The organism is Streptomyces sp. NPDC030165 (assembly GCF_055573595.1).
The window spans coordinates 89,112-102,875 of sequence record NZ_JBVIBD010000005.1 but is presented as its reverse complement, the minus strand read 5'-3'; the positions used below and the strand labels follow the sequence as shown (position 1 = coordinate 102,875).

Genomic DNA, 13,764 nt, shown 5'->3' with positions numbered 1-13,764 from the left:
CCCGAAGCCGCTTCTTGCGCACCGCTGCTCGCATTCCTGTCTCGCCTGCCCACACCGTGTGGTCCCGCGGACCCGGTCGCTCTCGCCCGCGGCGCGTACCTGCGCGAAGACCGCAGCAATGCACACGTCCGCGAGGGAAGCAGCCCGGCTCTGCGCGTCGCGACGAGTGTTCTGGCGCCTCCCATGATCCGGGCCACGACCATTCCACCGGCATCGCGCAGCGGCCCGGCAACGTACACCCGGCCACTCGAATGAGTGAACATCAATCGGAAGTTGACCATCAACTTCCGATCAAGGCCGCTCCGGGATGCAACCTCGCGCAACCCCCGAGCGGGTTTGGAGAACCGTGCGGCTCCTGGAAAGATGCGCGCCCGCACGTCGGCGGACCGCGCTTTTTGGCCCCATCTCACGCCTCTGACCTGCTGATACGTCCCCGAGCCCGGCGAAGTCCGCACACCGCGGGAAACCGGACGTGCTCCGGCAGACTTGCCGTCATGCGCATCGAACTGGCCACCGAGCCGGGAGACCCCCAACACCCGAACGAGGACTACGCGTCCGTCGCCCTGCCCGCCTCCGGCCAGGGCGGAGTCCTGGTCCTCCTGGACGGCGTGACCCCGCCACCGGACGACACCGGCTGTATCCACGGTGTGCCGTGGTACACCGCGCGACTCGGGGGAGCAATGCTCGAACTGTCCGGTTCATTCCGGGATATGACGCTCCCTGAGACGCTTTCGGCCGCCATCTCCCGGACGGCTGAAGTTCACCGCTCCACCTGTGACCTTTCTCACGCCCGCACGCCGCAGGCAACCGCGGTGGCCGTCCGGTGGTCGCCGTCGGCCGTCGAGTACCTCGTCCTGTCCGATTCCGCCCTGCTCATCGAGCACCCGGACGGTACGGTCCGCCCCATTCTGGACACCCGCCTGGACGAACTGCCGCCCTCCGTACAGGCCCTGCGCGACGCCGTACGGGCCCTGCCGGGCGGCTCCGCCGAACGCGCCGCCGCAGGCCGCGAGTACGGCGTGGCGGTCGAGGCGCTGCGCAACGCCGAGGGCGGCTTCTTCACCGCGGCGGCGGACCCGGCGGTGGCCGCACGCGCGGTCACCGGGTCCGTCCCGCGCGCCGAGGTACGGGCGCTGACCGCGCTCAGTGACGGCGCGTCACGGTGGGTCGAGGTCTTCCGTGAAGGCTCGTGGACGGACTGCCTCGCGGTGGTGCGCAAGGAGGGGCCACAGGCCCTGGTCGACCGGGTGCGCGCTCTGGAGGACGCCGATCCGGGAGGGGCGCGGTTCCCGCGCGGCAAGTCCCGGGACGACGCGACGGTGGTGCTGGTCGAGCCGTGATCCGGCAGGGGCGTAGCCCGGTGGGACCGCAACGCGGCGGCCCCGGAGGCCCGTTGCGGGCCGCCACACCGCTTCGCGCCGTACGGCTGGAAACAGCCCTACCCGACGGGCTGCCCCCCGCCTACCGTTGGCTTCGTGACCAGATGAGAAAACTGGTCACGGAGTCAGGGGGGACCGTGCAGGCCGACGAACGTACGGAACGGGGCGAACGCATCCTGGACGCCGCGTGCGAGCTGCTGCTCGCCTGGGGCTACCGCCGCGTGACCGCGGACGAGATCGCCCGCCGGGCGGACGTCGGCAAAGGCACCGTCTATCTGCACTGGAAGAACAAGGACGCACTGCTGCTGGCCGTGGTGCTCCGCGCCAAGGCGGCCGAGCACCGCCGGCAGGTGGAACGGATGCGGGCCGACAGCCGCAACATCCTGCCCAGCCGCGCGCTGCGCGGAGCCCTCCTGCACTTCATGGACGACCCGGTGCTGCGCGCCCTCTACCTCGACGACTCCGACATCCTCGGGCGCCTGAACGACATCGCCAGGAAGGAACTGGCGGAACTGGTGGAAGCGGGCACCGAGACCCTGCGCACGCAGCTGACCACCCTGCGCGCCCACGGCCTGGTGCGCGAAGACCTCAGCGTCGACCAGCAGATGTACGTCTGCATGACGACGGCGACCGGCTTCTTCCAGGCCGAGGTGCTGTTCCCCGAACGCGCTCCGGCGCGAGCGGAGGAGCGGGCCGACCTGCTGTGCCACACGGTCCGCACCGCGCTGGAGCCGCACGGCGAGCCCGACCCGCGGGTCACCGCCGCGGCGGCCCCCGGCATCATCACGCGCTTCGCGCGTCTGGAGGAGCTCAGCCGGCAGGAAGTACGGCGTCAGCTCCGCCAGTGACCCCCGGTCACACCCTGATCAGGAGGAGAACGCACGATGACCACATCGCCTGCCGAGTCCGCAGCGGCCACCCCGCCGGACTCCCCCGCCCCTCCCTCGGCCACCGCCACCGAGCCCGGCGCCCTGCCCACCTACGTCGGCCTGCACCCCGGCGAGCCCAACGTGATGGAGCCGGAGCTGCTGGACGACCCGTACACCGGTTACGGCAAGCTGCGCGAAAAGGCCCCGCTCGTCCGCGCCCGGTTCGTCGACGACTCGCCCATCTGGCTCGTGACCCGCTTCGACGTGGTCCGCGAGGTGATGCGCGACCAGCGGTTCGTCAACAACCCGACGCTGGTGCCCGGCATCAGCCCGGACCGGGACCCGCGCGCCCGGCTGATCGAGCTGTTCGGCATCCCCGAGCACCTGGCCCCGTACATCACGGACACCATCCTCACCAGCGACCCGCCGGACCACACCCGGCTGCGCCGCCTGGTGTCCCGGGCCTTCACCGCACGCCGTATCCAGGACCTGCGGCCCCGCGTCGAGCAGATCACCGACGCGCTGCTGGAGCGGCTGCCCGGCCACGCCGAGGACGGCGTCGTCGACCTCGTCGAGCACTTCGCGTACCCGCTGCCCATCACCGTCATCTGCGAGCTGGTCGGCATCGACGAGGAGGACCGGGCGCTGTGGCGGGGGTTCGGCGCCGACCTCGCCTCGATGGACCCCAAGCGCATCGGCGCCACCATGCCGGCGATGATCGGGCACATCCACGAAGTGATCCGCGAGCGGCGCGGCGCCCTGCGGGACGACCTGCTCAGCGGGCTCATCCGGGCGCAGGACGACGACGGCGGCCGGCTGAGCGACGTCGAGATGGTCACCATGGTCCTCACACTGGTGCTGGCCGGCCACGAGACCACCGCCCACCTCATCAGCAACGGCACACTCGCCCTGCTCAGCCACCCCGACCAGCGGCGGCTGCTCGACGCGGACCCGGCCCTGCTGCCGCGCGCCGTCCACGAGCTGATGCGCTGGTGCGGGCCGATCCAGGGCACCCAGCTGCGGTACGCCACCGAGGACACCGAGGTGGCCGGCGTCCAGGTCCGCCAGGGCGAGGCCCTGATGTTCAGCCTCGTCGCGGCCAACCACGACCCGCGGCACTACACCGAGCCGGAGCGGCTCGACCTGACCCGGCAGCCGGCCGGCCGCGCCGAGGACCACGTCGGCTTCGGGCACGGGATGCACTACTGCCTGGGCGCCTCACTCGCCCGGCAGGAGGCCGAGGTCGCGTTCGGCAAGCTGCTCGCCCGCTACCCGGACCTGGCGCTCGCCCTGCCCCGCGAGCGACTGGAGGAGCAGGAACGCCTGCGGCAGCCCGGCACCTGGCGACTGCGGCGGCTGCCGCTGCGTCTGCACGCGGAGAGCTGACCCCGTACGGGACGCCGGCCGTCCGCGGAGGAGACGGCCGGCGTGGACGACCCGCCGAGAGCCGGCGCACCGCCCCCGCTGGGCCCGCGCGCCGGCTCTCAGCCGTTGCCGCCCTTCCCGCCCCGCTCGCCCTTGCCGGCCGTCCCGCAGCCCTCCTCCGCTTCCTGCTCGCCGTTCAGGCGGTGCAGCAGGCGGGCCAGTTCCGCGACCTCGCGGCGGTCCCAGGAGGCGAGCCGCCGCGCGTACTGGGCGCGGCGGCTGTTGCGTACACGGCTGAACCGGTCGTGCCCCTCGTCGGTGAGGCGGACCAGGACGGCCCGCCCGTCGGCCGGATCCGGCTCGCGGGCGATCAGGCCGAGGTCCTCCAGGGCGCGCAGCTGCCGGCTCATCGTCGCCTTGCCCACACCGAAGAAACTCGCGAGTTCGGTGGCCCGCTGCTGTCCCGCGTCGGCGAGGCGTACGAGCAGGCCGTACGCGGCCGACTCCAGCTCCGGGTGCACCTCCCGCGCCAGCTCGCCGGACGTGGCGCGGGCGCGGCGCAGGAAGACCGCCAACTCCCGCTCCAGGGAGAGGAACACCTGGTCCACACCATGGGATTCGTCCGCCCCTGCCATGCCGTCGGGTCTGGTGTTGTGCACGTCGGCGCCCTCTCCCGCTTTCCGGACCGTGAAAGTTTCTTCCAGCGGCGGCCGAAGCCGCAGCTTGTCCAGTATTTCGCAGGATTAGACCAACGGAAGCCCGGCTCCCCTCTTTGCCCCCCGCATCTACGCGCGTACCGTCATCGGCACGAACTTGGCATGCTCACACCACACGGTCCGGTGCGGCCTCCCCCTCACCCCCTCACCCTCTCTCCCCTCCCTTCCGCTCGGCGCGCGCCGTGGCCTGCCCGGCCGCCCCCCTCAGGTCAGTTCACCGAGATCCTCGGAGGCACGTATGCCCGTGCACAGATCCGGACCCGCCGCCCGCCGCCGCACGCACCCGACGGCGGCCCTGACAGGCATCCTCCTCACCGTCCTGGCCCTCCTCCTCGGACTGCCGGGCACCGCCGGCGCCGCCCCGTACGGCCCGGCCCCCGAACCCACCCACCCCGGCCAGGACTGGGCCGGTTCCCAGGTCGCCCGGCACGAGGGCGACGCGCCGGGCGAAGCGCCGCCGCCCACCCTCGCCTCCGTCGAAGGCGTCGACGTCAGCAGCCACAACGGCAACGTCCCGTGGCAGACCCTGTGGAACGCCGGGGTCCGCTTCGCGTACGTCAAGGCCACCGAATCCACCAGCTACACCAACCCGTACTTCGCGCAGCAGTACAACGGCTCCTACAACACCGGCATGATCCGCGGCGCCTACCACTTCGCCACCCCCGACACCTCCAGCGGCGCGGCCCAGGCCACCTACTTCGCGGACCACGGCGGCGGCTGGTCCAAGGACGGCCGCACCCTGCCCGGCGCCCTCGACATGGAGTACAACCCCTACGGCCCGACCTGTTACGGCAAGAGCGCGTCCGCCCTGGTCAGCTGGATCAAGGACTTCTTCGCCACCTACAAGGCACGCACCGGCAGGGACGCCGTCATCTACACCTCCACCAGCTGGTGGAAACAGTGCACCGGCAACTACGCCGGCTTCGGCACCGTCACCCCCCTGTGGATCCCCCGCTACGGCTCCTCAGCCGGCGAACTCCCGGCCGGCTGGAGCTTCCACACCATCTGGCAGTACACGTCGTCGGGCACCACGGTCGGCGACCGGAACCGGTTCAACGGGACGTACGAGCGGTTGCAGGCGCTGGCCAACGGGTGAGACGAGGCCGGGCCCCGGCGCGGGGGGGGGTGCCGGGGCCCGGGTCGGGGTGCGGCGTCACTTCCGGTCGAAGTCCGCCGTTTCGAGTGTCAGGCCGACGACCGTGTGGGTCAGGTCGACCGGGTCGCCGAAGTCGAGGGTCAGGTACTGGTGGTACTTCCCGTCCTTGGGCAGCGTGTAGCGATGCCACCGGCCCGAGTAGGGGTCGACGATGAGGTAGACCGGGACCTCGGCCACTGCGTAGGCATCCAGCTTGGGGCCGTAGTCGTTGTGCGAGGTGCCCCGGGAGATGACCTCGGCAACGAATTCGACGTCCTGGTACCGCCAGCGTCCCTTGTCGTCCTTCTCCGATCCGTCCCGTAGCGCGACCACGTCGCACGCGAAGCCGTTGAGGCCGCCGGGGAAGTCGAAGCGCACATCCGACTTGATGCTCTTCCTCGGGTACTTCGCGCGTAGTTGTTCGACGACCCCCAGGATGACGTCCCACTGGTTGTCCCGTTGCGGCGACATGACGACGGCCCCCTCGACGATCTCTGCTTTCCAGCCCTCGGGGACGGGCATCCGCTCCAGCTGGTCGAACATTTCGTCCAAGCTGAGCTCGCCGCTGTCGGCCATCTCGATATCGAACCTGTTGTCGGTCAGCTCGATGGTCACCGTGCGCTCCTCCCCACCGCCGCGAAGCGCGGGCAGTCGCGCAGTACAACGATACGCACGGTGACCGGGACACGCGCGGCCCGGAGCCCCCGTACCAGGGGACTCCGGGCCGCTGTGGCCGGGCGCGTCCGTCACGCCGCGACCGGAACCTCCGGGGCGGCCGGGGCCGAGGCCGGGGTCAGGGCCAGGTCGAGGACCTGGCGGACGTCGGAGACCGGATGGACGTCCAGCTTCTCCAGGATCTCGGCGGGCACGTCGTCCAGGTCCGGCTCGTTACGCTTGGGGATGACCACCGTCGTGATCCCCGCCCGGTGCGCCGCGAGCAGCTTCTGCTTGACACCGCCGATCGGCAGTACCCGCCCGGTCAGCGACACCTCACCGGTCATCGCCACGTCCGGGCGCACCTGCCGCCCGGAAAGCAGCGAGGCCAGCGCCGTCGTCATCGTCACACCCGCGCTCGGGCCGTCCTTCGGGACCGCGCCCGCCGGTACGTGCAGGTGGACGCCGCGCTCCTTCAAGTCGCCGACCGGCAGCTCCAGTTCCGCGCCGTGCGAGCGCAGGAAGGACAGCGCGATGTGCGCGGACTCCTTCATCACGTCGCCCAGCTGGCCGGTCAGCTGGAGCCCGGAAGCGCCGGTCTCCGGGTCGGCGAGCGAAGCCTCCACGTACAGCACGTCGCCGCCCGCGCCGGTGACCGCGAGGCCGGTGACCACGCCCGGTACGGACGTGCGCCGCTCGGCCGGGTCCTGCGCCGACTCCGGGGTGTGGTGCGGGCGCCCGATCAGCGGGCGCAGTTCGCCCACACCCACCGTGAACGGCAGCTCCTGCTCACCCAGTTCGCTCTGGGCCGCGACCTTGCGCAACAGCCGCCCGACGGCCCGCTCCAGGTTCCGTACGCCCGCCTCGCGGGTGTACTCCCCGGCCAGCTTGTGCAGCGCCTCATCCGTGAGCGTGACCTCGCCGGACTCCAGCCCGGCCCGCTCCAGCTGGCGCGGCAGCAGGTGGTCGCGGGCGATGACGACCTTCTCGTCCTGGGTGTAGCCGTCCAGCCGGACCAGCTCCATACGGTCGAGCAGCGGCTCCGGTATCGCCTCCAGGACATTGGCCGTGGCCAGGAAGACCACGTCACTCAGATCCAGCTCGACCTCCAGGTAATGGTCCCGGAAGGTGTGGTTCTGCGCCGGATCGAGGACTTCGAGGAGGGCGGCCGCCGGATCGCCCCGGAAGTCCGAGCCGACCTTGTCGATCTCGTCCAGGAGGACGACCGGATTCATCGAGCCGGCCTCCTTGATCGCGCGCACGATACGGCCGGGCAACGCGCCGACATACGTACGCCGGTGCCCGCGGATCTCCGCCTCGTCCCGCACGCCGCCGAGCGCGACCCGGACGAACTTGCGGCCCATCGCGCGGGCCACGGACTCACCCAGCGAGGTCTTGCCGACACCGGGCGGGCCGACCAGCGCCAGCACGGCGCCGCCACGGCGGCCGCCCACCAGGCCGAGGCCGCGGTCCGCGCGCCGCTTGCGCACGGCCAGGTACTCGGTGATGCGCTCCTTGACGTCCTCCAGGCCCGCGTGGTCGGCGTCCAGGACCTCCTTGGCGCCGGGAATGTCGTACGCGTCCTCGGTACGCTCGTTCCACGGCAGCTCCAGCACCGTATCCAGCCAGGTCCTGATCCAGCTGCCCTCAGGACTCTGATCGCTGGACCGCTCCAGCTTGTCGACCTCCTTGAGGGCCGCCTTGCGGACGTCCTCCGGAAGCTGGGCGGCCTCGACGCGGGCGCGGTAGTCCTCGCCCTCGTCCTCCGGGTCGCCGTTCAGCTCGGCCAGCTCCTTGCGGACGGCCTCCATCTGGCGGCGCAGCAGGAACTCACGCTGCTGCTTGTCCACGCCTTCCTGGACGTCCTTGGCGATGGCCTCCGCCACGTCCTGCTCGGCGAGATGCTCACGCAACGCCTCGGTGGCCTGCTTCAGGCGCGCCACCGGGTCGGTGGTCTCCAGCAGCCGCACCTTCTGCTCGGTGCTCAGGAACGGCGAGTAACCGGAATTGTCGGCGAGCTGCGAGACGTCCTCGATCTGCTGGACGCGGTCCACGACCTGCCAGGCGCCGCGCTTCTTCAGCCAGTCGGTGGCCAGCGCCTTGTACTCCTTGACCAGCTCGGTCACCGCACCCGGCAGGGGGTCCGGCACCGTCTCATCGACGGCGGTGCCCTCCACCCACAGGGCGGCGCCGGGTCCCGTAGTGCCCGCACCGATCCTCACGCGCCCGAGGCCGCGGATCAGCGCGCCGGGATCGCCGTCGGACAGGCGCCCGACCTGCTCGATCCGGCCCAGCACACCGATCGCCGCGTACGCGCCGTCGATCCGCGGCACAAGGAGCACCCGTGGCTTGTTACCCGGAGACGCGGCGGACTGCGCGGCCTCCACGGCGGCCCGCACCTCCGCCTCTGACAGGTCCAGAGGCACCACCATGCCGGGGAGGACGACCTCGTCGTCGAGGGGCAGCACGGGCAGGGTGAGCGGGGTGGACGTCGAAGCCATGATCTTCCCTTCGGCAGGCAAGTTGAGCTATGTCCACTCAATGCGTGGGGAGTGCCTGGTGTTCCCTGACCCCTGTTCGCTGTGAGCGATCACCCACATACCGGTGTTCTGCTTTCCCGCCGCGGGGGTGGGGTTCCTGTGTCCTCAAGCGCCGGACGGGCTTGGTACGCGGTCTGCCGGTGGTGGGGGGCTCGGGGCCACACAGGGGTCACTCCTCGGCACCGTTGAGCCCTTCTAATGCGATTCGGTAGCCGGGAACCCGGCTGCCTGCGGGGAGACCCCTGTATGTCCCCGAGCCCGCGCCGTATGCGGCTTTCCGAGCATCTGGGCTGGGGACATGCACAAGCCAAGCCCCATCCGGTGAACGTGTTGGGGTAGCTGCGGCCCACCAGGCTCACGTGACAATGCCGGGCGACGGGCAACGGGCTGCCTTCCCGCCCCACCGCCAGGGACCTCACCCCCAGGAGAGCGGGCACCAGGGTCATCGACAGACTCCCCCCAGCTGTCCCGGACTCGCCAAACCGGCCTGAGGGGGTGCGTAGGGGGCCATCCCCGCAGGCAGCCGGGTTCCCGGCCACCGAATCGCATTAGTAGGGCTCAACGGTGCCGAGGAGTTGGCCCCCTGCGCACCCCCGCCCCCGCACAAACAAATGCGATCCGCGCGACAGCGCAAAACTCGCGCGAAGCGCAAAGCCCCAGCCACCCACCAGGGCGCACCTACGAACCAGGCCCACCCGCCGCGCCAGCGGCCCGTCAGCCCTGAGCCATATGCATGAGCTCCCACACATGCCCGTCCAGATCCTGGAAGCTGGCGCCGTACATGGGACCGGCTTCCATCACCGGCTTCCACTCGCCCGCCCCCGCTTCGCGAGCCTTGGCGAGCATCTCGTCGACTTGTTCGCGGCTGTCGCAGGACAGGCATGTGAGGACTTCTGTGGTCTTCGTGGCGTCGCTGATGTCGCCGTTGATGAAGTCCCGGAAGCGGTCTTCCTGGAGGAGCATGACGGAGATGTTCTCCTCGACGGTCATGCACAGGGTGTGCTCGTCGCAGAAGTGCGGGTTGAAGGTGAAGCCAAGGCGGGTGAAGAACTCGCGGGACGCGGCGATGTCCTTGACCGGCAGGTTGACGAAGATCATTCGCATGGTGGGTGCCTCTTCCTGAACGGAGCGGGGCCCCGGTCGTCGTGGCCGGGTACGACCCTCGCTCCACTCCCCCGTAGTGCCGTGGAGAAGCGTGTCCAAGAAGCTAGCAACGGCCACTGACAATCGCCCTCGGGCGAGGTCGGCGGGGGCGTCGCAGGAGGGGCCGGGTGAGTGTTCCGAGGACGAGGGCGAGGAGGTGGCCCGAGTCGCTGACGGGGTCGCCGGAGGTCAGCAGGTTGTTGACGGCGAACCAGGTCACGCCCGTCAGGAGCGGCCACCGGGCCCAGGCGGGCAGCAGGCCGGTCAGTGCGCCCGTGCAGGCCATCACGCCGAAGCTGATGCCGTAGTCGAGGCGTTGGAGGGAGTCGGCGGGGAGGTGGCCGAGGGCCACCGCGGCACCGACCGGGAGTTCGGTGGCGAGCGTCGCGACCGCGTGGCCGCCGAAGAAGACTGCCGCCGTCCGCAGGGCGCCCACTCGGCGTTCCAGGGCTGTCAGGACGAGCAGGAAGGCGATGGCGTACGCGGAGGTCATGCCGCCGGCGATCCACAGGGCGCTGGCGGCGAGCACGAGCAGGGGTGCCTGCGCCAGGTGCTCGACGTCCGTGCTGGAGGCCTGGAGGAGACGGTGGACGAGGTCGGGGTCGGCGTATTCGGCGACGAGTGAAGTGGTGACGAGGAGGAGGGTGTAGGCGAAGGTGAAGGGGGCGCCGAGGGGGCCGGGGAGGAGGCGCCAGGGCGCGGGGCGCCGGCTTCGGGTCAGCGGAAGTGCCGGGGTCGGCTGTACGGGGCCGGGGGCCGCGGCCTCGGCGGTCTCCGGTCCTGTCCGCGGCCTCGGCACCCCGTCGAGGGGAGTCGCCTCTGCGGTGCCCGTTCCCGCGGAAGAGGCTGTCCGGGTGGGCTCGGCTCCTTCGTCGGGTGGTGTCTTTTCGGTGGCTTGTGCCGTGTTCACCCGGCTCACTGGTGCCTGGCCCCTTCCGTCCCGGTCCGTAATCCGGTGGTCCACTGGAGATCTACGTGAGGGACAGCCTGCACGTTCAACCCATGAGTGAGCTGTGGCCGTGAGGTGCGTCACGCGCCGTGGCGCGGTCCGGGCGGGGAATCCGGTTGGACCCGTCCCGGTCCGATTGGTCAGGATGGCCGTCATGTCTCATCCCGCGCACGCCATGCCTGTCTCCGTGCACGTATCCGCCGGGCCGCGGGTCCTCGACCGTCGGGAGGGCCCGTACGGCGAGGTCGTCCTGCGGCAGCGGGGCGAGCACTTCGAGATCATCGCCAACGGGTGTTTTCTGATGGACACCTCGGACGGACGGTCCGAGCGGTTGCTGGTGGATGCGGCGCTCGGGGAGCTGGGGGACCGGGAGGTGTCGCCCAGTGTGCTGATCGGCGGGCTGGGGGTCGGGTTTTCGCTGGTCAGGGCGGTGGAGGACAGCCGGTGGGGCCGGGTGACGGTGGTGGAGCGGGAGGCCGCGGTCATCGACTGGCACCGGGCCGGGCCGCTGTCCGCCGTGTCGGGGGCGGCGTTCGCCGATCCCCGTACGGAGGTGGTGGCGGCCGACCTGGTGGCGTATGTGCGGGAGGGTGCCGGGTCACGCGTGTTCGACGCGCTGTGTCTGGACATCGACAACGGGCCGGAGTGGACCGTCACGGAGGACAACGGCGGCCTCTACTCCCCTGCCGGTCTCGCGGCCTGCCGGGCGCGGCTGGCGCCCGGTGGTGTGCTCGCCGTGTGGTCGGCGCAGCCGTCGGCCGCGTTCGAGGAGGCTCTACGAAATGCCGGGTTCACCGGCGTACGTACCGAAGAGATCCCCGTTGTCCGAGGCGTCCCGGACGTGGTGCACCTCGCGCGCAAGGGCGCGTAGCCGACGGTCATAGCCTGCCCTTACGCTGCTGCCCAGCAGTACGCGACCATGCAGCACGGGGACACGCAGGGGCGGGCGATGGATCAGACGCAGACCACCCAGGGCGGCACCGCCGCGGCCACGCCCGGCGCCCAGCGCCGGATCCTCGTCGTGGAGGACGACCCGACGATCGTGGACGCCATCGCGGCCCGGCTGCGCGCCGAGGGTTTCCAGGTGCAGACGGCGACCGACGGGCCGGCCGCGGTGGACACCGCCGAGGCGTGGCAGCCGGACCTGCTGGTCCTGGACGTGATGCTGCCGGGCTTCGACGGGCTGGAGGTGTGCCGCCGGGTGCAGGCGCGGCGTCCGGTGCCCGTCATGATGCTCACCGCGCGCGACGACGAGACGGACATGCTGGTCGGTCTCGGTGTCGGTGCGGACGACTACATGACCAAACCGTTCTCCATGCGGGAGCTGGCGGCCCGGGTGCATGTGCTGCTGCGGCGGGTGGAGCGGGCGGCGCTGGCCGCGCACACGCCGCGCAGCGGCATCCTGCGTCTGGGTGAGCTGGAGATCGACCACGCGCAGCGCCGGGTGCGGGTGCGCGGTTCCGACGTGCATCTGACGCCGACCGAGTTCGACCTGCTGGTGTGTCTGGCCAACACGCCGCGCGCGGTGCTCTCCCGTGAGCAGCTGCTGGCCGAGGTGTGGGACTGGGCGGACGCGTCCGGCACCCGTACGGTCGACAGCCACATCAAGGCGCTGCGCCGCAAGATCGGCGCGGAGCGTATCCGTACGGTGCACGGGGTGGGGTACGCGCTGGAGACCCCGCCCGTATGACGGGCCTCTCCCGCCAGCAGGAGCGGGCCGGGCGCCGGGACCGCGAGCGTCGGCCGGACGGGCTGCTGGAGCGGGTCTGGGTGCCGTTCTGGCGGCGGGTCTGGGAAGGGCTGCGGCCGCTGGACCCGTACCGCTCGGTCAAGGCGGCGCTCGGCGCGCTGGTCATCGTCTCGGTGATCATCACGACGCTGCTGGTGTTCGTCGCGATCCACTCCGACACCGAGCTGCGCGTCATCACGGTCTTCTCGATCATCGCCTCGCTGCTGGTCACCCAGTTCGTCGCGCAGAGCCTGACCGCGCCGCTGGACGACATGACGGACGTGACCCGGGCGATGGCGGACGGCGACTACACCCGCCGGGTGCGCGGCGGGCGGCGCGACGAGTTCGGTGACCTGGCGGACGCGTTCAACCGGATGGCCGCCGATCTGGAGGCGGTGGACACCCATCGCAAGGAGCTGGTCGCCAACGTTTCGCACGAGCTGCGCACCCCGATAGCGGCCCTGCGCGCCGTCCTGGAGAACGTGGTGGACGGGGTCTGCGAGCCCGACCCGGAGACGATGCGTACGGCCCTGAAGCAGACGGAACGGCTGGGGCGGCTGGTGGAGCATCTCCTGGACCTGTCGCGGCTGGACAACGGGGTGGTGCCGCTGCACGCCCGCCGCTTCGAGGTGTGGCCGTACCTGTCGGGGGTGCTCAAGGAAGCCAACATGAGCCGGGGCGCCTCGACGCTGTCCGGGCTCGCCGGTTCCGGCACCCACACCCGTACGGACGTCCATCTGCACCTGGACGTCTCGCCGCCGGAGCTGACGGCGTACGCGGACGCCGAACGGCTCCACCAGGTGGTGGCGAACCTGATCGACAACGCCATCAAGCACAGCCCGCGGCACGGCCGGGTGACGGTGCGGGCGCGGGGCGGCGAGACGCCGGGCGGCCTGGAGCTGGAGGTGCAGGACGAGGGTCCGGGTATCCCGGAGGCCGAGCGGCACCATGTCTTCGAGCGGTTCAACCGGGGCGACCCGGCGGCGTCGGGGCCGGGCAGCGACGGCGGTACGGGGCTGGGGCTGGCGATCGCGCGCTGGGCGGTGGATCTGCACGGCGGACGGATCCGGGTGGCCGAATCGCCGAGCGGCTGCCGCATCCGCGTCACTCTTCCGGGGAGCGACTCCGTCCGAGGTTGACCCCGGGTGTCGTAGGGTCGGTGGTGGAAGCACACAATCCGGGGTGCGGCGGCGATGCCGCGTACCCGAGTGCAGGGGAACCTGGGGTGTTTCCCGTCAAGTCATGCCCCGAAACCCCCGGCCGAATGTGACGTGCACGACGACTG

The 13,764-nt window shown here is 71.2% G+C and carries 12 protein-coding genes; 7 read left to right on the top strand and 5 right to left on the bottom strand.

Annotated elements, in window-relative coordinates; all coding sequences use genetic code 11:
- Window positions 1-494: 494 nt before the first annotated feature.
- From ACZ4Z1_RS11700 to ACZ4Z1_RS11690, 3 genes are all read left to right on the top strand, one after another.
- Complete coding sequence (locus ACZ4Z1_RS11700) at window positions 495-1,340, top strand: hypothetical protein (protein WP_468486401.1); 846 nt, start codon at window positions 495-497, stop codon at window positions 1,338-1,340.
- A 176-nt stretch (window positions 1,341-1,516) separates the two neighbouring features.
- Window positions 1,517-2,227, top strand: a complete 711-nt coding sequence (locus ACZ4Z1_RS11695; RefSeq protein ID WP_468486400.1) for a TetR/AcrR family transcriptional regulator — start codon at window positions 1,517-1,519, stop codon at window positions 2,225-2,227.
- A gap of 36 nt (window positions 2,228-2,263) precedes the next feature.
- A complete protein-coding gene (locus ACZ4Z1_RS11690) occupies window positions 2,264-3,634 on the top strand; it encodes a cytochrome P450 family protein (protein ID WP_468486399.1) in 1,371 nt (456 codons plus the stop codon).
- 98 nt (window positions 3,635-3,732) lie between these two features.
- On the opposite strand, the gene ACZ4Z1_RS11685 is transcribed toward ACZ4Z1_RS11690, so the two are convergent.
- Entirely contained in the window at window positions 3,733-4,248 is a 516-nt protein-coding gene (locus tag ACZ4Z1_RS11685; RefSeq protein ID WP_468486667.1) for a MarR family winged helix-turn-helix transcriptional regulator, read from the bottom strand.
- Between the two features lie 319 nt (window positions 4,249-4,567).
- Here ACZ4Z1_RS11685 and ACZ4Z1_RS11680 point away from each other — a divergent pair, with 319 nt between their 5' ends.
- The gene (locus tag ACZ4Z1_RS11680; protein ID WP_468486398.1) at window positions 4,568-5,425 is read left to right on the top strand and encodes a lysozyme; all 858 of its coding nucleotides are present in this window, start codon (window positions 4,568-4,570) and stop codon (window positions 5,423-5,425) included.
- 57 nt (window positions 5,426-5,482) lie between these two features.
- Here ACZ4Z1_RS11680 and ACZ4Z1_RS11675 read toward each other — a convergent pair whose 3' ends face one another.
- From ACZ4Z1_RS11675 to ACZ4Z1_RS11660, 4 genes are all read right to left on the bottom strand, one after another.
- Window positions 5,483-6,040 (bottom strand): Uma2 family endonuclease, encoded by a 558-nt coding sequence (locus tag ACZ4Z1_RS11675; RefSeq protein WP_468486666.1) that lies wholly within the window; start codon window positions 6,038-6,040, stop codon window positions 5,483-5,485.
- A gap of 170 nt (window positions 6,041-6,210) precedes the next feature.
- On the bottom strand, window positions 6,211-8,619 hold the full coding sequence (gene lon / locus ACZ4Z1_RS11670) for an endopeptidase La (RefSeq protein ID WP_468486397.1): 2,409 nt from the start codon (window positions 8,617-8,619) through the stop codon (window positions 6,211-6,213).
- A 753-nt stretch (window positions 8,620-9,372) separates the two neighbouring features.
- Window positions 9,373-9,762 (bottom strand): VOC family protein, encoded by a 390-nt coding sequence (locus ACZ4Z1_RS11665; RefSeq protein WP_468486396.1) that lies wholly within the window; start codon window positions 9,760-9,762, stop codon window positions 9,373-9,375.
- Between the two features lie 103 nt (window positions 9,763-9,865).
- Entirely contained in the window at window positions 9,866-10,600 is a 735-nt protein-coding gene (locus ACZ4Z1_RS11660; protein ID WP_468486395.1) for a rhomboid-like protein, read from the bottom strand.
- Between the two features lie 304 nt (window positions 10,601-10,904).
- On the opposite strand from ACZ4Z1_RS11660, the gene ACZ4Z1_RS11655 reads away from it, so the two are divergent.
- From ACZ4Z1_RS11655 to ACZ4Z1_RS11645, 3 genes are all read left to right on the top strand, one after another.
- A complete protein-coding gene (locus tag ACZ4Z1_RS11655) occupies window positions 10,905-11,621 on the top strand; it encodes a spermidine synthase family protein (RefSeq protein WP_468486394.1) in 717 nt (238 codons plus the stop codon).
- Window positions 11,622-11,699: 78 nt separating this feature from the next.
- On the top strand, window positions 11,700-12,440 hold the full coding sequence (locus ACZ4Z1_RS11650; protein ID WP_468486393.1) for a response regulator transcription factor: 741 nt from the start codon (window positions 11,700-11,702) through the stop codon (window positions 12,438-12,440).
- Complete coding sequence (locus ACZ4Z1_RS11645) at window positions 12,437-13,618, top strand: sensor histidine kinase (protein WP_468486392.1); 1,182 nt, start codon at window positions 12,437-12,439, stop codon at window positions 13,616-13,618. Before ACZ4Z1_RS11650 ends, ACZ4Z1_RS11645 begins: the two co-directional genes overlap by 4 nt.
- The last annotated feature ends 146 nt before the right edge of the window (window positions 13,619-13,764 follow it).

Excerpts from the sequence above, each read along its gene's own strand:
- ACZ4Z1_RS11700 (WP_468486401.1), top strand. The coding sequence starts at position 495 with ATGCGCATCGAACTGGCCACCGAGCCGGGAGACCCCCAACACCCGAAC.
- ACZ4Z1_RS11690 (WP_468486399.1), top strand. The coding sequence starts at position 2,264 with ATGACCACATCGCCTGCCGAGTCCGCAGCGGCCACCCCGCCGGACTCC.
- ACZ4Z1_RS11685 (WP_468486667.1), bottom strand. The coding sequence starts at position 4,248 with ATGGCAGGGGCGGACGAATCCCATGGTGTGGACCAGGTGTTCCTCTCC.
- ACZ4Z1_RS11680 (WP_468486398.1), top strand. The coding sequence starts at position 4,568 with ATGCCCGTGCACAGATCCGGACCCGCCGCCCGCCGCCGCACGCACCCG.
- ACZ4Z1_RS11675 (WP_468486666.1), bottom strand. The coding sequence starts at position 6,040 with ATGGCCGACAGCGGCGAGCTCAGCTTGGACGAAATGTTCGACCAGCTG.
- lon (WP_468486397.1), bottom strand. The coding sequence starts at position 8,619 with ATGGCTTCGACGTCCACCCCGCTCACCCTGCCCGTGCTGCCCCTCGAC.
- ACZ4Z1_RS11665 (WP_468486396.1), bottom strand. The coding sequence starts at position 9,762 with ATGCGAATGATCTTCGTCAACCTGCCGGTCAAGGACATCGCCGCGTCC.
- ACZ4Z1_RS11655 (WP_468486394.1), top strand. The coding sequence starts at position 10,905 with ATGTCTCATCCCGCGCACGCCATGCCTGTCTCCGTGCACGTATCCGCC.
- ACZ4Z1_RS11650 (WP_468486393.1), top strand. The coding sequence starts at position 11,700 with ATGGATCAGACGCAGACCACCCAGGGCGGCACCGCCGCGGCCACGCCC.
- ACZ4Z1_RS11645 (WP_468486392.1), top strand. The coding sequence starts at position 12,437 with ATGACGGGCCTCTCCCGCCAGCAGGAGCGGGCCGGGCGCCGGGACCGC.